The 21,405-nt window shown below is 59.8% G+C and carries 25 protein-coding genes; 15 read left to right on the forward strand and 10 right to left on the reverse strand.

Annotation, left to right across the window (positions count from 1 at the left end):
• Positions 1–42 precede the first annotated feature (42 nt).
• Both nudK and B8P98_RS07445 read left to right on the forward strand, forming a co-directional pair.
• Positions 43–639: a GDP-mannose pyrophosphatase NudK gene (gene nudK / locus B8P98_RS07440; RefSeq protein WP_025711475.1), complete on the forward strand. Its 597-nt coding sequence runs from the start codon at positions 43–45 to the stop codon at positions 637–639.
• A 63-nt stretch (positions 640–702) separates the two neighbouring features.
• Positions 703–1,749: a DUF1176 domain-containing protein gene (locus B8P98_RS07445; protein WP_095032855.1), complete on the forward strand. Its 1,047-nt coding sequence runs from the start codon at positions 703–705 to the stop codon at positions 1,747–1,749.
• Here the strand turns inward: B8P98_RS07445 and tkt are convergent.
• Positions 1,739–3,733 carry a transketolase gene (tkt, locus tag B8P98_RS07450; RefSeq protein WP_095032856.1) on the reverse strand — a complete coding sequence of 665 codons (1,995 nt, stop codon included), beginning with the start codon at positions 3,731–3,733 and terminating at the stop codon, positions 1,739–1,741. The two genes, B8P98_RS07445 and tkt, sit on opposite strands and share 11 nt — an antisense overlap.
• 16 nt (positions 3,734–3,749) lie before the next feature.
• A complete protein-coding gene (gene tal, locus B8P98_RS07455; protein ID WP_080896868.1) occupies positions 3,750–4,706 on the reverse strand; it encodes a transaldolase in 957 nt (318 codons plus the stop codon).
• Positions 4,707–5,000: 294 nt separating this feature from the next.
• Between tal and maeB the strand changes: the two genes are divergently transcribed.
• The 13 genes from maeB (at position 5,001) to eutA (ending at position 17,838) form a co-directional block, all read left to right on the forward strand.
• Entirely contained in the window at positions 5,001–7,280 is a 2,280-nt protein-coding gene (gene maeB, locus B8P98_RS07460; RefSeq protein ID WP_025711471.1) for an NADP-dependent oxaloacetate-decarboxylating malate dehydrogenase, read from the forward strand.
• A gap of 217 nt (positions 7,281–7,497) precedes the next feature.
• Positions 7,498–7,833 carry an ethanolamine utilization microcompartment protein EutS gene (gene eutS / locus B8P98_RS07465; RefSeq protein WP_002913729.1) on the forward strand — a complete coding sequence of 112 codons (336 nt, stop codon included), beginning with the start codon at positions 7,498–7,500 and terminating at the stop codon, positions 7,831–7,833.
• 12 nt (positions 7,834–7,845) lie between these two features.
• A complete protein-coding gene (gene eutP / locus B8P98_RS07470; protein WP_025711469.1) occupies positions 7,846–8,325 on the forward strand; it encodes an ethanolamine utilization acetate kinase EutP in 480 nt (159 codons plus the stop codon).
• Positions 8,303–8,992: an ethanolamine utilization acetate kinase EutQ gene (gene eutQ, locus B8P98_RS07475; protein WP_080896869.1), complete on the forward strand. Its 690-nt coding sequence runs from the start codon at positions 8,303–8,305 to the stop codon at positions 8,990–8,992. Before eutP ends, eutQ begins: the two co-directional genes overlap by 23 nt.
• Positions 8,989–9,798: an ethanolamine utilization cob(I)yrinic acid a,c-diamide adenosyltransferase EutT gene (eutT, locus tag B8P98_RS07480; RefSeq protein WP_087805088.1), complete on the forward strand. Its 810-nt coding sequence runs from the start codon at positions 8,989–8,991 to the stop codon at positions 9,796–9,798. The genes eutQ and eutT overlap by 4 nt, the downstream gene beginning before the upstream one ends.
• Positions 9,788–10,804: a phosphate acetyltransferase gene (pta, locus tag B8P98_RS07485; protein ID WP_087805086.1), complete on the forward strand. Its 1,017-nt coding sequence runs from the start codon at positions 9,788–9,790 to the stop codon at positions 10,802–10,804. The genes eutT and pta overlap by 11 nt, the downstream gene beginning before the upstream one ends.
• A gap of 38 nt (positions 10,805–10,842) precedes the next feature.
• On the forward strand, positions 10,843–11,133 hold the full coding sequence (gene eutM / locus B8P98_RS07490; protein ID WP_000387720.1) for an ethanolamine utilization microcompartment protein EutM: 291 nt from the start codon (positions 10,843–10,845) through the stop codon (positions 11,131–11,133).
• A gap of 126 nt (positions 11,134–11,259) precedes the next feature.
• Positions 11,260–11,547, forward strand: coding sequence for an ethanolamine utilization microcompartment protein EutN (eutN, locus tag B8P98_RS07495; RefSeq protein WP_025711464.1), 288 nt, complete (start codon positions 11,260–11,262; stop codon positions 11,545–11,547).
• Positions 11,548–11,558: 11 nt separating this feature from the next.
• On the forward strand, positions 11,559–12,962 hold the full coding sequence (locus B8P98_RS07500) for an aldehyde dehydrogenase family protein (protein WP_025711463.1): 1,404 nt from the start codon (positions 11,559–11,561) through the stop codon (positions 12,960–12,962).
• Between the two features lie 9 nt (positions 12,963–12,971).
• Positions 12,972–13,811 carry an ethanolamine utilization protein EutJ gene (gene eutJ / locus B8P98_RS07505; protein WP_025711462.1) on the forward strand — a complete coding sequence of 280 codons (840 nt, stop codon included), beginning with the start codon at positions 12,972–12,974 and terminating at the stop codon, positions 13,809–13,811.
• Complete coding sequence (gene eutG, locus B8P98_RS07510; RefSeq protein WP_080896871.1) at positions 13,801–14,988, forward strand: ethanolamine utilization ethanol dehydrogenase EutG; 1,188 nt, start codon at positions 13,801–13,803, stop codon at positions 14,986–14,988. Before eutJ ends, eutG begins: the two co-directional genes overlap by 11 nt.
• 199 nt (positions 14,989–15,187) lie before the next feature.
• Complete coding sequence (eutH, locus tag B8P98_RS07515) at positions 15,188–16,426, forward strand: ethanolamine utilization protein EutH (protein WP_095032857.1); 1,239 nt, start codon at positions 15,188–15,190, stop codon at positions 16,424–16,426.
• A complete protein-coding gene (eutA, locus tag B8P98_RS07520) occupies positions 16,423–17,838 on the forward strand; it encodes an ethanolamine ammonia-lyase reactivating factor EutA (RefSeq protein WP_095032858.1) in 1,416 nt (471 codons plus the stop codon). The genes eutH and eutA overlap by 4 nt, the downstream gene beginning before the upstream one ends.
• 129 nt (positions 17,839–17,967) lie before the next feature.
• On the opposite strand, the gene B8P98_RS07525 is transcribed toward eutA, so the two are convergent.
• The 8 genes from B8P98_RS07525 to B8P98_RS07565 all read right to left on the reverse strand — a co-directional run bounded on the left by B8P98_RS07525 (position 17,968) and on the right by B8P98_RS07565 (position 21,405).
• A complete protein-coding gene (locus B8P98_RS07525) occupies positions 17,968–18,357 on the reverse strand; it encodes a Mor transcription activator family protein (RefSeq protein WP_001281697.1) in 390 nt (129 codons plus the stop codon).
• Positions 18,354–18,782 (reverse strand): gp16 family protein, encoded by a 429-nt coding sequence (locus B8P98_RS07530; RefSeq protein ID WP_000988476.1) that lies wholly within the window; start codon positions 18,780–18,782, stop codon positions 18,354–18,356. Before B8P98_RS07530 ends, B8P98_RS07525 begins: the two co-directional genes overlap by 4 nt.
• On the reverse strand, positions 18,772–18,987 hold the full coding sequence (locus B8P98_RS31570) for a hypothetical protein (RefSeq protein ID WP_000967768.1): 216 nt from the start codon (positions 18,985–18,987) through the stop codon (positions 18,772–18,774). The genes B8P98_RS07530 and B8P98_RS31570 overlap by 11 nt, the downstream gene beginning before the upstream one ends.
• Positions 18,984–19,673 (reverse strand): DUF2786 domain-containing protein, encoded by a 690-nt coding sequence (locus B8P98_RS07540; protein ID WP_001135926.1) that lies wholly within the window; start codon positions 19,671–19,673, stop codon positions 18,984–18,986. The genes B8P98_RS31570 and B8P98_RS07540 overlap by 4 nt, the downstream gene beginning before the upstream one ends.
• Positions 19,660–19,956 carry a nucleoside triphosphate pyrophosphohydrolase family protein gene (locus B8P98_RS07545; protein WP_001569383.1) on the reverse strand — a complete coding sequence of 99 codons (297 nt, stop codon included), beginning with the start codon at positions 19,954–19,956 and terminating at the stop codon, positions 19,660–19,662. The genes B8P98_RS07540 and B8P98_RS07545 overlap by 14 nt, the downstream gene beginning before the upstream one ends.
• 283 nt (positions 19,957–20,239) lie before the next feature.
• Entirely contained in the window at positions 20,240–20,428 is a 189-nt protein-coding gene (locus B8P98_RS07555) for a hypothetical protein (protein ID WP_001569384.1), read from the reverse strand.
• 78 nt (positions 20,429–20,506) lie between these two features.
• Positions 20,507–21,118 carry a DUF3164 family protein gene (locus B8P98_RS07560; RefSeq protein ID WP_000005725.1) on the reverse strand — a complete coding sequence of 204 codons (612 nt, stop codon included), beginning with the start codon at positions 21,116–21,118 and terminating at the stop codon, positions 20,507–20,509.
• Between the two features lie 17 nt (positions 21,119–21,135).
• Positions 21,136–21,405, reverse strand: coding sequence for a hypothetical protein (locus B8P98_RS07565; protein ID WP_000835317.1), 270 nt, complete (start codon positions 21,403–21,405; stop codon positions 21,136–21,138).

The raw sequence follows: 21,405 nt of genomic DNA on the forward strand, positions 1-21,405 counted from the left end.
GCAGCGTAGTATGTGGACGTCCTTTTACGCTGTGGGGTCGGTATGTCACTCAATATTCACGTCATTAAAGATAAAATCCTCTCTGAGAACTGGTTCGTGTTACGCAACATGACCTATGAGCTGACGCGCGCGGATGGCAGCGTTGTGCGCCATAAGCGCGAGGTCTACGATCGCGGCAACGGCGCCACCGTGCTGCTGTACAACCGCCGTAAGCAGACGGTGGTGCTGGTGCGCCAGTTCCGGGTCGCTACCTGGGTCAATGGTAATCATGACGGCATGCTGATTGAAACCTGCGCCGGGCTGCTGGACAACGACGAGCCAGAGGCCTGCATTCGTAAAGAGGCGGTGGAAGAGACCGGTTATGAAGTGGGCGAGGTGAAGAAGCTGTTTGAGCTGTTTATGTCGCCAGGGGGCGTCACCGAAGTGGTGCACTTCTTTATCGCTGAGTACAGCGACGCGCATCGAACCACCAGTGGCGGCGGGGTGGATGACGAAGCCATTGAGGTGCTGGAGCTGCCCTTTAGCCAGGCGCTGCAGATGGTGGCCAACGGCGAGATCCGTGACGGTAAGGCAGTCATTCTGCTGCAGTATCTGCAAACCTCCGGCCTGATGTCCGGGAACTCTGATAAATCCGATTGAGTAAGCGGCTGCCGTTGTCCAGGATAGGCGCCGTGGTGGGGTTTATCTGGGGTCGGGCGGTTCATGCTTTTTCGCGTCATCTTTTTTCTCTTTCTGGCGGTGCTGCCTTGCTCGCAGGCATGGTCGGCACCGACGCAGCAGCGCTTCAACGACTGGCAGGTCACCTGTAACAATCAAAATTTCTGCGTCACCCGCAACGTGGGGCTGCATTATGGGCTGGTGATGACCCTCAGCCGCAGCGCCGGGGCGGTCACTGACGCCAGTTTGCGTATCGAGCTTGGCGGCGCCGGCAATCCGGTGGCAACGCTCGCGCCGATAGCGCCGCGTCTCTTATTAGATGGCAAGCCGCTGTCCCTGACCGACAAGCACTGGCACATTGAAGATAAACTCCTCAAAACCGACGACAGCGTAACCATTGACGCGTTTCTCCAGCAGGTTCAGGAAGGAAAAACCCTTTCGCTGGCCAGCGGCCTGCAGAACGTCTCCCTGCAGGGGCTGAAAGCGGCCCTGTTTTTTATCGACGATCGGCAAAAGCGGGTAGGCAGCGAAACGGCCTGGGTCGGCAAAGGGGAAGAGCCGCCGCTCAGCGTACCGCCGGCCCCGGCGCTGCGCGCAGTGGCGAGCGCGGAAACGGCGCAGTCGCCGCTGGGGCGTGAAGAGCTCAACGATCTGATGGACTACGGCAATGAGCGGATGACCAACAGCAACTGCTCCCTCGATCCCTTCCGTCGCGAAATTCGCGTCACTGCGCTGACGGATGACAAAGTGCTGCTAATGACCAGCTGCGAATCCGGGGCGTACAACACCGTCTGGCTGGCCTGGCTGGTCTCCCGCCAGCGGCCGTATGTCGCCCGTCAGGTGCGGCTAACGCTGCCGTTTCAGCCGCCGGGCGAGGCGCTGCGGGAGATTGATCTGATCAACGCCAGCTATGATGACCGCCGCCATGAACTGGTGACCCTGGACAAAGGTCGCGGGGCGGGCGATTGCGGGATCCAGACCCGCTGGCGTTTTGACGGCCAGCGGTTCAGCCTCTCCCGCTACGCGCAGCAACCGACGTGCGATAACTGGCAGGGGCCAGACGCCTGGCCCACGCTGTGGATCACCCGTTAAGCACCTGTTCGGCGGTGGCGACGATATGGTCGACCGTAAAGCCGAAGAACGGGAACAGCTGCTCCGCCGGGGCGGATTCGCCATAGCCGGTCATACCGACGATCTTGCCTTTTAAGCCGACATACTTATACCAGTAGTCCGCTATCCCGGCTTCGACCGCTACCCGCGCGCTGACGTCCGACGGCAGCACCGACTCGCGCCAGGCGTCGTCCTGGGCGTCAAACACATCGGTGGAGGGGAGCGAGACCACCCGCACATTCACCCCTTTGGCCAACAGTTTTTCCGCAGCCAGGACGGTGATCTCCACTTCCGAGCCGGTGGCGATGAGGATCAGATCGGGTTTGCCGCCGGCATCCTTCAGCACGTAGCCTCCCCGGGCGATATCCTGCACCTGTTCCGGGGTGCGTGGCATCTGCGCCAGGTTTTGTCGCGACAGGATCAGCGCCGTCGGCCCGGTCTGGCGCGCAATGGCCGCCTGCCAGGCCACGGCGGTCTCCACCTGGTCGCAAGGGCGCCAGGTGCTGAAGTTGGGCGTCAGACGCAGACTGGCCAGCTGTTCCACCGCCTGGTGGGTCGGGCCATCTTCCCCGAGCCCGATCGAGTCATGGGTATAGACCATGATCTGCCGGGCCTTCATCAGGGCCGCCATGCGCGCGGCGTTGCGGGCGTACTCCACAAACATCAGGAAGGTCGAGGTATAAGGAATGAAGCCCCCGTGCAGGGCGATGCCGTTGGCCACCGCGGTCATGCCAAATTCGCGCACGCCGTAGTGGATATAGTTACCCGCAGGATCGTCTTTAATCGATGTCGAGCCTGACCAGATGGTCAGGTTACTTGGCGCAAGGTCCGCTGAACCGCCCAGCAGTTCCGGGAGGTGTGGGCCGTAAGCGTTCAAGGCGTTTTGCGAGGCCTTGCGGCTGGCGATTTTCGCCGGCTCGGCCTGCAGTTTCGCCACGTAGTCGCGGGCGATTGCGGCAAAGTCTTCCGGCAGGGCGCCATCCATACGTCGCGTCAGCTCAGCGGCCAGCTCCGGGAACTGCTGCTGGTAGGCGGCGAATTTCTCATTCCAGGCATGCTCGGCTTTTTCCCCGCGCGGTCGCGCATCCCATCCCAGGTAGATCTCTTTCGGGATCTCAAAGGGCGGATATTTCCAGCCCAGCTGCTGGCGGGCCAGGGCCACCTCTTTTTCACCCAGCGCCGCGCCGTGAGACTCCTCCGACCCCGCTTTGTTGGGCGAACCGAAGCCGATGATGGTCCGGCAGATAATCAGCGACGGCTTATCTTTCACCGCCTGCGCTTCCGTTATCGCCTGTTTGATCGCCTGCGGATCGTGGCCGTCGATATCGCCTATGACGTGCCAGTGGTAGGCACGGAAGCGTTCCGCCGTATCATCGGAAAACCAGCCTTCGGTTTTGCCGTCGATGGAGATGCCGTTGTGATCGTAAAAACCGATCAGCTTACCCAACCCGAGCGTGCCGGCCAGGGAACAGGCCTCGTGGGAGATCCCCTCCATCAGGCAGCCATCGCCCATGAAAACCCAGGTGTGATGGTCGATGATCTCATGCCCGGGGCGGTTAAACTGCGCCGCCAGGGTGCGTTCGGCGATGGCCATCCCGACGGCGTTCGCCAGCCCCTGGCCCAGCGGGCCGGTGGTGGTCTCCACCCCGGGGGTATAACCATGCTCCGGGTGGCCCGGCGTTTTAGAGTGCAGCTGGCGGAACTGCTTGAGTTCTGACAGCGGCAGATCGTAGCCGGTCAGATGCAGCAGACTGTAGAGCAGCATCGACGCGTGGCCGTTGGACAAGATAAAGCGGTCGCGGTCCACCCAGCCGGGGTTCTGCGGATTGTGCTTGAGAAAATCGTTCCACAGCACTTCGGCAATGTCTGCCATCCCCATTGGCGCACCGGGGTGGCCGGAATTGGCTTTCTGCACGGCGTCCATACTCAGGGCGCGGATGGCGTTGGCAAGCTCTCTTCGGGACATAGTTTTCTCCGTGAGACTAAAGTGACAGTTTGGCGGCAAGCAGATCTTCCAGTTTGCGCTGATCGACGGCGAACAGGCGGATCCCCTCCGCCAGCTTTTCGACTGCCATCGGGTCCTGATTATGTTCCCAGCGGAACTCTGCTTCGCTGAGCGGCACCGGACGCGGCAGGATCTGGCTGGCTGGGATCAGTTTGCGCACCACCGGGGCGTCGCTGGCCTGCAGCTCTTTTAATAAGGGCGGGGCGATGGTCAGCCGGTCGCAGCCGACCAGCGCCAGGATCTGTTCGGTGCGGCGGAAGCTGGCGCCCATCACGATGGTGTTGTATTTATGCTGCTTGAAATAGTCATAGATATTGCGTACGGATTTGACCCCTGGATCTTCATCCACCACGTAAGGCTCCAGCGGTTTGCGCGCCTGATACCAGTCATAAATACGCCCGACGAACGGGGAGATCAGATAGACGCCGGCCTCGGCACAGGCCCGGGCCTGAGCGAAGGAAAACAGCAGCGTCAGGTTACAGTGGATCCCCTCTTTCTCCAGCGCCTCCGCGGCGCGGATCCCCTCCCAGGTGGAGGCCAGTTTGATCAGGATCCGCGACTTATCAATGCCCATCTCCTGATACAGCGCCACCAGGTGGCGAGCCTTCTCGATACTTTTCTCCCGATTGAAGGAGAGGCGGGCGTCAACCTCGGTGGAGACACGACCAGGAATACTTTTGAGGATCTCGGCACCAAAATTGACAGCCAGCTTGTCGCAGGCGTGAGCCACCAGCGCTTCGCGTCCGCCACCTTGCTTTTTGGCCCAGGCGATGGCGTCGTCGATGAGCCCGCTATAGGCATCCAGCCCGGCGGCCTTCAGCAGCAGCGAGGGATTGGTGGTGGCATCTTCCGGCTGATAGTGGCGAATGGATTCGATATCGCCACTGTCGGCGACCACGGTGGTGAATTGCTTAATGCTGTCTAGCTGAGTCATGGATAAGTCCTCCTGGAACAAGGTGTTACATGAGTGCTTGCCGGTATACGGTATAAACATTGATGAGGTACATAACCAAAAAGCATAGCAGACAGGGCTATTATTGGCGGCGAATCCAGGTAACATAACCGCTATAAATTGATAACAACTAAATCATAACGATGACCAGAGTTTGGCGGTGTTCAAAGTTTATCGCCCCGCCAGGAGGGATACTGTCTGCCACTGAAAGGTGAACGACAGGATGGTCATTACGCTTTTTCCCTACGAACGATACGTGAAAGAAAGGAATAGAAAATGGATGAGCAGTTAAAACAGAGTGCCCTCGACTTCCACGAATTTCCGGTGCCCGGAAAAATCCAGGTCTCGCCGACCAAACCTCTCGCCACCCAGCGCGATCTGGCGCTGGCCTACTCGCCGGGCGTCGCGGCCCCCTGTCTGGAAATCGAAAAAGATCCGCTGGCGGCCTACAAATATACCGCCCGCGGCAACCTGGTGGCGGTGGTCTCCAACGGCACCGCGGTGCTGGGGCTGGGGAATATCGGCGCGCTGGCCGGCAAGCCGGTGATGGAGGGCAAAGGCGTCCTGTTTAAGAAATTCGCCGGTATCGATGTGTTTGATATTGAAGTCGATGAGCTGGACCCGGACAAATTTATTAACGTCGTCGCCGCCCTCGAGCCGACCTTCGGCGGTATCAACCTGGAAGATATTAAAGCGCCGGAGTGTTTCTACATCGAACAGCAGCTGCGCGAGCGGATGAATATTCCGGTATTCCACGACGACCAGCACGGCACGGCGATTATCAGCACCGCGGCGATCCTCAACGGTCTGCGCGTCGTCGAGAAGAATCTCTCCGACGTGCGGATGGTGGTTTCCGGCGCGGGGGCGGCGGCGATCGCCTGTATGAACCTGCTGGTGGCGCTGGGGATGCAAAAGCACAACATCGTGGTCTGCGATTCGAAAGGCGTTATCTATAAAGACCGTGAGCCGAACATGGCGGAAACCAAAGCCGCCTACGCGGTGGAAGACGACGGCAAACGCACCCTGGATGACGTGATCGACGGCGCCGACATTTTCCTCGGCTGCTCTGGCCCGAAAGTGCTGACCCCGGAGATGGTGAAGAAGATGGCGCGCGCGCCGCTGATCCTTGCCCTGGCCAACCCGGAGCCGGAAATTCTGCCGCCGCTGGCGAAGCAGGTCCGCGATGACGCCATCATCTGCACCGGCCGCTCCGACTACCCTAACCAGGTCAACAACGTGCTCTGCTTCCCGTTCATCTTCCGCGGCGCGCTGGACGTCGGCGCGACGGCGATTAACGAAGAGATGAAGCTGGCGGCGGTGCATGCGATTGCCGAGCTGGCCCATGCCGAGCAGAGCGAAGTGGTGGCTTCCGCCTATGGCGATCAGGATCTCAGCTTTGGTCCGGAGTACATCATTCCGAAACCGTTCGACCCGCGGCTGATCGTCAAGATCGCCCCCGCGGTGGCGAAGGCGGCGATGGACTCCGGCGTGGCGACGCGCCCGATCGCCGATTTTGACGCCTATATCGAGAAGCTGAGCGAGTTCGTCTATAAAACCAACTTGTTTATGAAACCTATCTTCTCCCAGGCGCGCAAAGAGCCGAAGCGCGTAGTGCTAGCGGAAGGGGAAGAGACCCGGGTGCTACATGCCACCCAGGAGCTGGTATCGCTGGGGCTGGCCAAACCGATTCTGGTGGGGCGCCCGAGCGTGATCGAAATGCGTATCCAGAAGCTGGGCCTGCAGATCAAGGCCGGCGTTGACTTTGAGATCGTCAATAATGAATCCGACCCGCGGTTTAAAGAGTACTGGAGCGAGTACTACCAGCTGATGAAGCGCCGCGGCATTACCCAGGAGCAGGCGCAGCGGGCGGTGATTAGCAATACCACGGTGATTGGGGCCATCATGGTTCATCGCGGTGAAGCGGATGCGATGATCTGCGGGACTATAGGCGAGTACCATGACCACTACCGTGTGGTGCAGCCGCTGTTTGGCTATCGCGACGGCGTCAGCACCGCCGGGGCGATGAATGCGCTGTTGCTGCCGAGTGGCAACACCTTTATCGCCGACACCTATGTCAATCACGATCCCTCACCGGAAGAGCTGGCGGAGATCACCCTGATGGCGGCGGAAAGCGTGCGTCGCTTTGGTATCGAACCGCGGGTGGCATTGCTGTCGCACTCCAACTTCGGTTCTGCCGACTGCCCGTCAGCCAGCAAAATGCGCAAAACCCTTGAGCTGGTGAAGGCGAGCGCCCCGGAGCTGATGATCGATGGCGAAATGCATGGCGACGCCGCGCTGGTGGAAAGCATCCGCAACGATCGCATGCCGGACAGCCCGCTGAAGGGGTCGGCCAATATTCTGGTGATGCCGAATATGGAAGCCGCCCGGATCAGCTATAACCTGCTGCGCGTCTCCAGTTCAGAAGGGGTCACCGTTGGGCCGGTGCTGATGGGGGTAGCGAAGCCGGTGCATATCCTGACGCCGATCGCCTCTGTGCGCCGGATCGTGAATATGGTGGCGTTAGCGGTTGTCGAAGCACAAACCGAACCGCTGTAATCTCCTTTTTTCCCGTTAACGCGCGGAGAGTTTTCCGCGCACAATATCAGGCAGGCCGGCAGGTAAAAACGCTGAGCCTGCCTTTTTAATTCACCCGCTCTGTTATTTTCTCTCCTTAGTGATCCACTTCACCTTTTAAACCCACTTGCCGAAATTTGTTATTTGCCACGCTGAAATACCTTCACCATAAGGACAGATTTCAGGGGGGCAATTAGCCATGGATAAAGAACGCATTATTCAGGAATTCGTACCAGGCAAACAGGTCACGCTGGCGCACCTGATTGCTCACCCGGGGGCGGAACTGGCGAAAAAGATCGGCGTTCCCGAATCCGGCGCCATCGGCATTATGACGCTGACGCCGGGGGAAACGGCGATGATTGCCGGCGATCTGGCGATGAAGGCCGCCGATGTTCATATCGGTTTTCTCGACCGGTTTAGCGGCGCGCTGGTGATCTACGGCTCGGTCGGCGCAGTGGAGGAGGCGCTCCTGCAGACCATCGGCGGATTAGGAAGATTATTAAATTATACCTTGTGCGAATTAACGAAAAGTTAATTGAGAGCGGCCATGAAGCGTATTGCGATTGTCGGCGCCGTCGGCGCAGGAAAAACCACGCTATTTAATGCCCTGCAGGGAAATTATTCCCTCGCCAGAAAAACGCAGGCGCTGGAATTTAACGATCGTGGTGACATTGATACGCCAGGGGAATATTTCAGCCATCCCCGCTGGTATCACGCCTTAATTACCACGCTACAGGATGTGGACACCCTGATTTATGTCCATGCGGCCAATGATACCGAGAGTCGCCTGCCTCCCGGGTTACTGGATATTGGCAGCCGAAAGCACCTTATCGTCGCGATCAGCAAAACGGACCTCCCGGATGCCAACGTCGCCGCGGTGCGGCAACTGCTGGAGGGGATGGGGTTCCAGGCGCCGGTTTTCGCCCTCAACGGTTGCGATCCGCAAAGCGTCGCACCTCTGGAAAATTACTTGAGTGAGCTCAGCCAAAAGGAGGAAGGGCCAGGTGAAGAAACTCATTACCGCTAACGATATTCGTGCCGCCCATGCGCGCGGCGAACAGACGATGTCGGTCGTACTGCGTGCCAGCATCATTACCCCGGAAGCGCGTGAAGTCGCCGAGCTGCTGGGATTCACTATCACCGAGGACGATGGCGCCGCGCCGGCGGCGACAGCGGCGGACAGCGACAAAACGGAAAGCCAGCGGATCCGCGAAACCATTCTGGCGCAGCTACCGGAAGGCCAGTTTACCGAAAGCCTGGTGGCTCAGCTGATGGAAAAGGTGATGAAGGAGAAGCAGTCCCTGGAGCAGGAGGCGATGCAGCCGGGATTTGACGCGGTAACCGGCAAAGGCGGCATCAAAGTGATCGACGGCAGCAGCGTGAAGTTTGGCCGCTTCGACGGCGCCCAGCCGCACTGCGTTGGTTTAACGGACCTGGTGACCGACCAGGATGGCAGCAGCATGGCGGCCGGATTTATGCAGTGGGAAAACGCCTTCTTCCCGTGGACGCTGAACTACGACGAAATCGATATGGTGCTGGAGGGCGAGCTGCATGTGCGCCATCAGGGGGAAACGCTGGTCGCCAAAGCGGGGGACGTTATGTTCATCCCGAAAGGCTCCAGCATCGAATTCGGTACCCCGTCGACGGTGCGCTTCCTGTACGTCGCCTGGCCGGCAAACTGGCAATCGCTATGAACGATTTTATTACCGAAGCGTGGCTCAGGGCGAACCATACGCTCAGCGAAGGCGGTGAAATCCATCTTCCTGCCGACGCTCGCCTGACGCCCTCGGCGAGGGAGCTGCTGGAAAGCCGCCACCTGCGGGTCAAATTTCTCGACAGCCAGGGACGCTTGTTTGTCGAAGATGACGAGCAGACGCCGCAGCCGGTGCATGTCCTGACCAGCAGCGACCATCCGCCCCAGGCCTGCTGTGAGCTCTGTCATCAGCCGGTGGGCAAAAAGCCGGACACCTTAACTCACCTGACGGCCGAGATCCTGGTGGCGAAAAACGATCCGCGACTGGCCTTCCGCGCGGTGCTGGACAGCACCATCGCCCTGACGGTGTGGCTGCAAATTGAGCTGGCGGAGCCCTGGCAACCGTGGCTGACGGATATCCGTTCGCGGCTGGGCAACATCATGCGCGCCGACGCGCTTGAGGAGCCGCTGGCGGCGCAGTCGATCGCCGGGTTCAGTGAAGCGCAATTGCATCGTCTGTCCCATCAGCCGCTGCGCTATCTGGGGCACGATCACCTGGTACCGGAGGCCCGCCATGGGCGCGATGTCGCGCTGCTCAATCTGCTGCGCGGCAAAGTGCGCGAGGCGGAGGTCACCGCGGCGCAGGTGTTTATTACGCCGCAATTTACGGTGCGGCGCGCCGATATTATGCAGGCGCTCAACCGTCTCTCCAGCGCCGTCTACGTGATGATGGTGCTGGACGCGACGGACTCGCCGCCGGCGCTCAGTCAACTGCAGCAGCAGCTGGGAGGGGAAGATGATCATTGACCAGTGCCGCAAACTGGCCCTGCGCGCCCCCGCCAGGGTGGTGTTCCCGGATGCGCTGGACGTTCGGGTGCTGAAGGCCGCGCATTATCTGCAGCAGCAGGGCCTCGCGCATCCGATCCTCGTCGCCAGCCCCTTCGCGCTGCGGCAGTTCGCCCTCAGCAAGCGCCTGCCGCTGACCGGAGTGCAGGTTATCGATCCGCACAGCAACCTGGCGATGCGCGAGGCGTTTGCCGCCGCCTGGCAGGCGCGCGCCGGCGATAAAACGCCCGCTGACGCCGTCGACAAGCTGGCCGACCCGCTGATGTTCGCCGCGGCGATGGTCAGTGCCGGGCAGGCCGCGGTCTGTATCGCCGGGAATCTCTCGTCAACCGCCAGCGTGCTGCGCGCCGGTCTGCGCCTGATCGGCCTGCAGCCGGGGTGTAAAACGCTCTCTTCACTGTTTCTGATGCTGCCGCAGTATGCCGGCCAGCCGCTGGGGTTTGCCGACTGCAGCGTGGTACCGCAGCCGACGGCGGCGCAGCTGGCGGATATCGCTATCGCCAGCGCTGAGACCTGGCAAGCGATCACCGGCGAAGCGCCGCGGGTGGCAATGCTGTCTTTCTCGACGCACGGCAGCGCCCGCCATCCCTGTGTGGCTAATGTTCAGCAGGCCACGGAGATGGTGCGTCAACGGGCACCACAGCTGATGGTCGATGGCGAGCTGCAGTTTGACGCCGCCTTCGTACCGGACGTCGCTGCGCAAAAAGCGCCCGCCAGCCCCCTGCAGGGCCGGGCCAATGTGCTGGTCTTCCCGTCGCTGGAGGCGGGCAACATCGGCTACAAAATCGCCCAGCGGTTGGGCGGGTATCGCGCCATCGGGCCGCTGATTCAGGGCCTGGCCGCACCGCTTCACGACCTCTCGCGAGGCTGTAGCGTAGAGGAAATTATCGAACTGGCGCTGGTGGCGGCAGTACCGCGCCAGGCGGATGCGAGCCGGATCCCCGACTCGTCCACGCTGGTTGAATGAATGGTCCCGTTCAGGACCCCTTATGAGAGGAAAACACAATGGAAGCATTAGGAATGATTGAAACCCGGGGCCTGGTTGCACTGATTGAGGCCTCTGACGCCATGGTCAAAGCCGCCCGCGTCAAGCTGGTCGGCGTGAAACAGATTGGCGGCGGCCTGGTGACCGCTATGGTGCGCGGTGATGTCGCGGCGTGCAAAGCCGCGACGGATGCCGGGGCAGCGGCGGCTCAGCGTATCGGTGAGCTGGTGTCTGTACATGTCATCCCGCGTCCGCATGGCGATCTGGAAGAGGTTTTCCCGATCAGCTTTAAGGGCGATAGCAACATCTAAAGGGTAGCTGAGCCGAACAGTCCTGGCCGCATAAGAGGCAAACGGCGCGCCATCCGGCAATGACAAGGCATGAATGCCGGATGGCGCTGGGCTTATGCGGCCTGGACATCACACGCGGAGACGGAAATGAAGCTGGCTGTCGTTACCGGATATGTGGTCTGCACCGTACGTCATGAAGGGCTGGCCCACGACAAACTGCTGATGGTGGAGATGCTCAATGCCCGCGGCGAGCCGGACGGGCAGAGCGCGGTCGCCATCGACAACATTGGCGCGGGATGCGGAGAGTGGGTGCTGCTGGTCAGCGGCAGCTCGGCGCGACAGGCGCACGCACAGGGAGCCTCTCCGGTCGATTTGTGCGTGATTGGCATCGTGGATGAGGCCGCGGCCGGTGGTCAGGTGCTCTTCCATAAGTAGGGTGGAAAATCATGAATCAACAGGACATTGAACAGGTGGTGAAAGCGGTACTGCTGAAAATGAAAGACAGCAGTCAGCCTGCCGACACCGTTCATGGCATGGGCGTTTTTGCCTCTCTGGATGACGCCGTCGCGGCGGCAAAGGTGGCCCAGCAGGGATTGAAGCGGGTGGCGATGCGCCAGCAGGTGATTCAGGCCATTCGTGAGGCGGGTGAAAAGCATGCCCGGGAACTGGCGGAACTGGCGGTGACCGAGACCGGCATGGGACGCGTGGAGGATAAGTTTGCTAAAAACGTGGCGCAGGCGCGCGGCACACCGGGCGTGGAGTGTCTGACTCCGCAGGTGTTGACCGGTGATAACGGCCTGACGCTGATTGAAAACGCGCCCTGGGGCGTGGTGGCCTCGGTTACGCCGTCCACCAACCCGGCGGCGACGGTGATTAACAATGCTATCAGCCTGATTGCCGCTGGCAACAGCGTGGTGTTTGCCCCTCATCCGGCGGCGAAGAAGGTCTCGCAGCGGGCAATTACCCTGCTTAACCAGGCGGTAGTGGCCGCCGGTGGCCCGGCTAACCTGCTGGTGACCGTGGCGAATCCGGATATCGACACCGCCCAGCGGCTGTTTAAGTACCCTGGCATCGGCCTGCTGGTGGTGACCGGCGGCGAAGCGGTGGTCGAGGCGGCGCGCAAACATACCAATAAACGTCTGATTGCCGCCGGAGCCGGCAACCCACCGGTGGTGGTGGACGAAACCGCCGATCTGCCGCGCGCCGCAGAGGCAATCGTCAGGGGCGCCTCTTTCGATAACAACATCATCTGCGCCGACGAGAAGGTGCTGATCGTGGTCGATAGCGTCGCCGACGAGCTGATGCGCCTGATGGAAGACCAGCAGGCGGTGAAACTCACCGCGGCACAGGCCGAACAGCTTCAGCCGCTGCTGCTGAAAAATATCGATGAGCGCGGCAAAGGCACGGTCAGCCGCGACTGGGTCGGCCGCGATGCGGGCAAAATCGCCGCGGCGATTGGCCTGCAGGTGCCGGCGCAAACCCGTCTGCTGTTCGTTGAAACCTCCGCCACCCATCCGTTCGCAGTGACTGAACTGATGATGCCGGTGCTGCCGGTGGTGCGGGTGGCGAACGTCGACGAGGCGATCGCCCTGGCGGTCACGCTGGAAGGCGGTTGCCACCATACGGCGGCGATGCACTCACGCAATATCGACAACATGAACCAGATGGCGAATGCCATCGACACCAGCATCTTCGTCAAAAATGGGCCGTGCATCGCCGGGCTTGGGCTGGGCGGCGAGGGCTGGACCACCATGACCATCACCACCCCGACCGGCGAGGGCGTGACCAGCGCGCGCACCTTCGTTCGTCTGCGTCGCTGTGTGCTGGTGGATGCGTTTCGAATTGTATAAGGGATGAACATGGCGCACGACGAACAACGCTGGCTTTCGCCGCGACTGCAAACGGCGGCGGCCCTGTGTAACCAGACGCCCGCCGCCAGCGACTCACCGCTGTGGCTGGGCATCGATTTGGGCACCTGCGACGTGGTGTCAATGGTGGTCGATAGCGACGGCCAGCCGGTTGCGGTGTGTCTTGACTGGGCCGACGTGGTGCGCGACGGCATCGTCTGGGACTTCTTTGGCGCTGTCACCCTCGTGCGCCGTCATCTCGATACCCTCGAACAACAGCTGGGCTGTCGCTTCACCCATGCGGCGACCTCGTTTCCGCCGGGGACCGATCCGCGCATTTCGATCAATGTCCTGGAATCCGCCGGGCTGGAGGTCAGTCATGTCCTGGATGAGCCGACCGCGGTGGCGGATCTGCTGCAGCTCGATAACGCCGGGGTGGTGGATATCGGCGGCGGCACCACCGGGATCGCCATCGTTAAACAGGGCAAGGTGACGTATTCGGCGGATGAAGCCACCGGCGGCCACCATATCTCCCTGACGCTGGCCGGGAATCGCGGCATTGGGCTTGAGGAGGCGGAGCAGTACAAGCGCCGCCATGCCGGGGAGATCTGGCCGGTGGTTAAGCCGGTGTACGAGAAGATGGCCGAGATTGTCGCCCGGCACATTGCCGGACAAGGGATTGATGATTTGTGGCTGGCGGGCGGCGCCTGTATGCAGCCGGGCGTGCATGCGCTGTTTCGTCAGCGCTTCCCGGCATTACCGGTGCATTTGCCGCAGCACAGCCTGTTTATGACCCCGCTGGCAATCGCCAACAGCGGGAAGGAAAAAGCGGAGGGGATCTATGCAAGCTGAACTGCAGACGGCGCTGTTCCAGGCCTTCGACAGCCTGAATCTCCAGCAGGTAAAAAGCTTCAACGTTCCGCCGGTGACGCTGCACGGCGTCGGCGCGCTGGCGGCCTGTGGACTGCAAGCCCACGCCCGTGGCCTGAAGCATCTGTTTGTTATGGTCGACAGTTTTCTCCATCAGGCGGGAATGACCGCCGGGCTGGAACGTAGCCTGGCGATGAAAGGGATAGCCATAACCCTCTGGCCCTGTCCCGCCGGCGAACCCTGCGTCACCGATGTCTGCGCCGCGGTCGCCCAGCTGCGGGACGCGGGTTGCGACGGGGTGGTGGCTTTCGGCGGTGGGTCGGTGCTGGATGCGGCGAAGGCGGTGGCGCTGCTGGTCACCAATCCTGAGCAGACGCTGAGCGGTATCACGGAACACAGCGCATTACATTCGCGTCTGCCGCTGATCGCGGTGCCGACCACCGCCGGCACCGGGTCAGAAACCACCAACGTGACGGTGATTATCGATGCGGTGAGCGGACGCAAACAGGTGCTGGCGCATGCCTCGCTGATGCCGGATGTGGCGATCCTCGACGCCGCGCTGACCGAAGGCGTTCCCCCGCCTGTCACGGCGATGACCGGGATCGATGCGCTGACCCACGCGATCGAGGCCTACAGCGCCCGCCACGCCACACCGTTTACCGACAGTCTGGCGATGGGAGCCATCGCCATGATCGGCGAAGCGCTGCCGAAAGCGGTGGGCTTCGGCCAGGATCTGGCGGCGCGGGAGAACATGCTGCTGGCCTCCTGCATGGCGGGGATGGCGTTCTCCAGCGCCGGGCTGGGGCTATGCCATGCCATGGCGCATCAGCCGGGGGCGGCGCTGCATATTCCGCACGGGCTGGCCAACGCCATGCTGCTGCCGACGGTGATGGAGTTTAACCGCATGGTGTGCCGAGCGCGCTTCAGCCAGATCGGCAGGGCGCTGACCGGCAGGAAAACCGATGACTACCAGGCGATTGCCGCCGTACGCGACCTGATCGCCGATGTGGGCCTGACGATGGGGCTGGCGGATGCTGGCGCGACGCCCGCGCACTTCGCCACCTGGGCGCAGGCGGCGCAGGACGATATCTGTCTGCGCACCAATCCACGCACCGCCAGCCGGGAACAGATTATTGAGCTGTACGCGGCGGCGCAATAAATGCGGATTTTCCCGGGGGCGTGTAGTGGTGTCTTTCCCGGCAAGCGCTGCGCTTAGCCGGGCTACAGGATCACAGCCGTCTGCTATGCCGTAGCCCGGGAAAGGCGTTCACGCCGCGACCCGGGAAAGTTCCCCGAGTGCGGCTAATGTCCCGGTATTCACAGTATCTACAAATCATAAATGACAGGGAGTAAGGGCTATGGGAATTAACGAAATCATCATGTACATCATGATGTTCTTTATGCTGATTGCCGCCGTGGACAGGATCCTGTCGCAGTTCGGCGGCTCGGCACGCTTCCTCGGCAGGCTGGGGAAAAGCATTGAAGGGTCGGGCAGTCAGTTTGAAGAAGGGTTTATGGCGATGGGGGCGCTGGGTCTGGCAATGGTCGGGATGACCGCCCTGGCGCCGGTGCTGGCCCATCTGCTCGGCCCGGTGATTATTCCGCTGTATGAGATGCTCGGCGCCAACCCGTCAATGTTCGCCGGCACGCTGTTGGCGTGCGACATGGGCGGTTTCTTCCTCGCTAAAGAACTCGCGGGCGGCGACGTGGCGGCCTGGATGTACTCAGGCCTGATCCTCGGGTCCATGATGGGCCCGACCATTGTGTTCTCCATTCCGGTGGCGCTCGGCATTATTGAACCAACCGATCGCCGCTGGCTGGCGCTCGGCGTGCTGGCGGGCATTGTCACCATTCCCATCGGCTGTATCGCCGGCGGTCTGGTGGCGATGTATTCCGGGGTGGAGATCAACGGCCAGCCGGTAGAGTTTACCTTCGCGCTGATCCTGATGAATATGATCCCGGTGATCATCGTCGCCGTACTGGTGGCGCTGGGGCTGAAGTTTATTCCGGAAAAAATGATCAACGGCTTCCAGATCTTCGCCAAATTCCTCGTGGCGCTGATCACCATCGGCCTGGCGGCGGCGGTGATCAAGTTTCTGCTCGGCTGGGAGCTGATCCCGGGACTCGACCCGATCTTTATGGCGCCTGGCGACCAGCCCGGCGAGGTGATGCGCGCCATCGAAGTCATTGGCTCCATCTCCTGCGTGCTGCTCGGCGCTTACCCGATGGTGCTCCTGCTGACCCGCTGGTTTGAAAAGCCGCTAATGCGCATCGGTAACCTGCTGAAAATCAACAATATGGCTGCTGGCGGTATGGTCGCCACCCTGGCGAATAACATCCCGATGTTCGGCATGATGAAGCAGATGGATACCCGCGGCAAAGTGATCAACTGCGCTTTCTCGGTGTCGGCGGCATTCGCGCTGGGCGACCATCTCGGTTTTGCGGCAGCCAACATGCACGCCATGATCTTCCCGATGATTGTCGGCAAGCTGGTCGGCGGCGTTACCGCGATTGGCGTGGCGATGCTGCTGGTGCCGAAAGAGAAAACGATCCCGACGGCAGCGAAAAGCGACGCCGAAGTGGAGGCACACTCGTGAACACGCGCCAGCTGCTCAGCGTCGGTATTGATATCGGCACCACCACCACGCAGGTGATCTTCTCGCGTCTCGAGCTGGTTAACCGCGCCGCGGTCTCCCAGGTGCCACGCTATGAATTCATCAAACGCGAGATCAGCTGGCAAAGCCCGGTGTGCTTTACACCGGTCGATAAGCAGGGCGACCTGCAAGAAGCTGAACTGAAGGCGCTGATCCTCGCCCAGTACCAGGCCGCGGGTATCGCCCCGGAAGCGGTGGACTCCGGGGCGATCATCATCACCGGCGAAAGCGCGAAAACCCGTAATGCCCGCCCGGCCGTGATGGCACTCTCGCAGTCGCTGGGCGATTTCGTTGTCGCCAGCGCCGGGCCGCACCTTGAATCGGTCATTGCCGGCCACGGTGCCGGGGCGCAAACCTTGTCCCAGCAGCGGATGTGCCGGGTGCTCAATATCGATATCGGCGGCGGCACGTCGAACTATGCCCTGTTTGCATCCGGTAAAGCGATCGGCACCGCCTGCCTTAACGTCGGCGGCCGGCTGCTGGAGACCGACGGTCAGGGCCGGGTGATTTACGCCCATCAGCCGGGCCAGCGCATTGTCGATGCGGTATTGGGCCCGGGAACCGATGCTTTAGCCTTGACTGCGGGGCAGCTGGCGCAGGTGGCGCGCCGGATGGCGGCGCTGATCGTCGAGGTGATCGAGGGCACCCTCTCACCGCTGGCGCAGGCGCTGATGCAAACGGGTTTACTGCCGGCGGGTGTTCAGCCTGAGGTGATTACGCTTTCCGGTGGGGTGGGGGAGTGCTATCGCCATCAGCCCGCCGATCCTTTCTGCTTTTCCGATATTGGGCCGCTGCTTGCCACGGCCCTGCATGAGCACCCGCGACTGCAGGCGATGAACGTGCAGTTCCCGGCGCAAACCGTGCGCGCCACGGTGATTGGCGCCGGGGCGCATACCCTGTCGCTGTCCGGGAGCACCATCTGGCTGGAGGGGGTACAGCTGCCGCTGCGCAATCTACCGGTGGCCATCGCGCAGGACGTCGGCGATCTGCCGAATGCCTGGCTGCAGGCGTTGACGCAGCTCGACCTGGCCCCCGACGCGGACGCTTACGTGCTGGCGCTTCCCGCTTCACTTCCGGTGCGCTACGCCACCTTACTGGCGGTGATTGACGCCCTGCTGGCGTTTGTCGCCCGCTTTCCTAATCCCCACCCGCTGCTGGTGGTGGCTGAGCAGGATTTTGGTAAAGCGCTGGGCATGCTGCTGCGGCCTCAGCTACCACACCTTCCGCTGGCGGTCATCGATGAGGTGAGCGTGCGGGCGGGAGACTATATCGACATTGGTACGCCTCTTTTTGGCGGATCGGTTGTGCCGGTGACGGTGAAATTGATTAGACTTGAGATAAATGACAGGGGATAAGTGAGATAATTATGGGAAGTACTGGGTCAACATGGGAAGAGACTGGATGGAATATGCAATAACCTTACAGTATGTGAAAATCAGACCGGCCCGAAAAAAACAGAACTCGCACCAGCCTGATTGCAGATATTACTCCTTTTTCCCTGTATCGGCATCAGGTTCGCCATCAAACAGTTTGCCCTGCATCCGATCCAGTTCTTCTTTTCTGACCCGCTTCACCACGCTGTAAACCCACTGTAGTGAAACACCAAATTTGCGGGCCAGTTCGTGATGGTTGCGCCCGTCAAACTCCAGGAAAATTTCCCGGTCGCGCTGGCTGACCTTCCAGACCATGCCCATCGGAAAATAGACGTTTTGCCCACCCCAGACCTGCATCATGCGGTTCGCGACGGCCTGACCAATCTGGTCGGCAACTGCGGGTTCGATATCAATAATCTCGCGGACAGTCTCAGAGGTATGCTGTGCCAGTTCCACCAACAGTTCCGGCCCTTTACTACGAAACTGATTCAGGTCGCTCATTGCTTCACTCCCGCAGCTCTGCGCTGCCACTTCTTCAGTTTCTCAATCACGCTACTTGCCTGCTCATTGCTGAGCCAGCGTAACGCGCTGATGCCGGTTTCCCGTTTAACCCACAGCGCCAGCGCCTGCTCTGAACTGTCACGGACGATGCCTGCGGCAGCCATTTCAAGCCATAGCGCACGGATTTTCTTTGACTGCGGATGGCTGTCGAGCGGTAAGCCGGACTTGGCTTTCCCGGCAGGCTTAATGCGAAAGCCTTTCTTTTTCATTGATTCCAGCACGCGGTTTAGTTGTGGGGTATCCATCCCTTTGGTTGAGGCTTTGCCGGTCAGCCCCTGTAGCATCTGGCGGTAGGTGTCCTCATCCATCTGGAGGTCGCTGCGGGCAATATGAATGAGTTGAATAAGACGCTGCTTAGTCATCATTGCCACTCCTTTTACCTGCGCCACCGATATAGTCGACATATAAAGGAAGCGCGACAGGCCAGCACAGGAACATAACGGCCCAACTGATCCAGTGTCCGGTACCGCTGTAACGTGAGTAAAACCCTGAACGGCGGTGCAGTTCAGCAGTACACCACCCCACGAGACCATACCAGAACAAGGCACATACAATTGATTCAGCCATCATAAGCCACTCCCCAGCTTCCGCTGTTCCTGCCCGCTGACAGGCTGATGTAGACGGACGTTTTCTCCCTCTCTGTAACCGATGTGGCGGGACATGTCCGCGTCACGGGATTTACCGGCTTTGCGGCCAGAGGTTGTTCCTGAATCAGGGTATTTTTGTTCAAGCCAGAGGTTTGCCAGCTCCCGTTCTTCGCGGGACATAGCAAATAAATGAACCTCGCTACGCACGGCCAGAACCCACCCTTCGGCAAATTTGTCACCACGGCTGGTCTTGGTCGTGTTTTTGATTCTTTTATTCTGCTGTCGAATATAGTTTTTACGGGCCATGATTAACTGTCTGGCCAGTACCTCCCATGTATATGAGGCCAGTTCAACCCGGTCTTTATTACCGTAAAAGCCAACGCCGGGTTTAAAGCCGGAGTGAATAATAGACTTAACGCCAAATGCCACCTGGATAATATCCAGCAGACCCAGCATATAACGCGGCGGATTAACGCTACCTGCAGCCCAGTAGTTACTGACGCTTTCATCAATATCACTGAGTGCGAGGTCAGCCTGGGTGATGTTATAGGCCTGCATCAGTTTCTGGGCGCGTTGCAGTGCCAGTGCCGCTTCATGGGGGTTATCGGATTTAGCCAGCGCAAGTAGCTTTTTTAACTTCTCCAGCAGCTTTTCATTATTCTGCGGCATAAGTCACCCCCAGGCGTTCGGCAAGGCGTTCCAGCTTTTTCTGCTTATGAAAATCAATCATCAGGCCCATCCCGTTTAGGCGGAACTGTTCAATCATGATTTCAACGTCAGCCAGTTCGCCTGCCAGATCAACTTCATTGCCCAGTCCGTTCATGTTGCGGGCAGCAGCAGCGGCCAGTTCGGCAGCTTCTTCCATCAGCTTCAGAGCCTGAGCTTCTGGGCCGAAGGTTTTGAGGGCCAGATTGTAGATCGTCGAACGGTTATATAATTTCATGCCTTTCATCTTATCTTCCCCAAATCAATGGCGTGATACGCCGATAACTTTCACGTGGCCGTCCTCAGTAATTTCCAGCTCGTACAGCGGCGGCATTTTTCTCAGGTGGTCACTGGTGGCGTGAAGAACGTAAATAGCCTGATCTAGGCCATTTGTTGCTACGATGGCGTGTGAAGCCATGCTGATTAATTTGATTAATACCTGCCGATATGGTTGGGATTTTCACAACCACATTCACTGATATATTCCGCGACAATTTCACGGGTCCGTTTTTCGGCTTCTTTTGCAGTAATCATTTCTTTGCCTCACAAGGGATGAATTCCATGGCCGGGACTTCGGTGTAGTAATGCTGGCTACAGTGTGGGCATACCAGCGTGATGAGGACGGCTGGTACGCGGTACTTACCGGAGGAAATGACGCTGGCGTCGCTGAACTTCAGGGTGGTGATACCTTTCTGGCAGTTGATACATTTGATGGACATGATTTATTCCTTAATGCTGTTTTCGGCGTGCAGAAGCCCACGGCACTGACGCCGAAATAAAAAGAAATTGAATTAAAATTAAATGGCAGCGATATCTAACGGAATATTAATTAGCTTCCCGTGTTTATCTTTCTCCCGGAAATTAATATAGGTTTTGGACATTGCCACCTGCAGTGATTCCGATATGGCCTCCATTGCCCGGTTCCAGCGCTCGTCCTGAATCTTGACGCGGCGCAGGGAAAGAATACGTCCGGTATTAAGCTGGCCCTCTTTGTCCACCTGAAAAGCATCGCTGATGATGGCCCGCAGGTTGGCGTTCGCGCCTTCCGACCACTCGGTGACGCACTCGTCTATCAGGTCTTTGGCAATCTGCAGCTCTGGCCCGAAGGTCAGGGTTTCCTGCACGCGGATGGTGATCTGCTGAGCACCGTCGAAGCTGCTGAAGGTCACGTTGCCTTTGGCACCGCCACGCGTTCTGCCGTACTTCTCGGCCACAAGGTCAAGCCAGGCATAGCACTCGTCAAAGGCACGACGCTTGAAGTCACTGAGTTCATCGCGTTTAACCTTCGCGGCGACAACCTGTTCTTTAACGAAAGAGTCCATCGCAAGGTCATAGTCAGACACCTGGTCAACCGGCACCAGACGCCCCTTGCGGTCTTTCATGTAGTTTTCTTTATTTACTTCGCTCATCTCTGTTCACCTTATGGTTAATGTAACGACTCTGACCAGGTAATACGGCAGCCATGCAACTCAAAGACGCCCTGACGGAAGCGCCCTGAGCCGTCATGGCCAACATGGGTATAACTCGCTTTGCCCTGCTCCAGCAGGCGGGCACAGTGCCCGTTGCGGGCGATACGGATAACCGGCTTACTGCCAGCAATCATGACGCTCTGCACGGTAGTGTTCATGGCGTTGAGCGCCATAATGGCGGACTGCACCTTGTTCATCTGCTGGTTGATATCGGCGATGGATTTCAT

It is taken from the genome of Klebsiella quasivariicola (genome assembly GCF_002269255.1).
GTDB classification, from domain to species: domain Bacteria; phylum Pseudomonadota; class Gammaproteobacteria; order Enterobacterales; family Enterobacteriaceae; genus Klebsiella; species Klebsiella quasivariicola.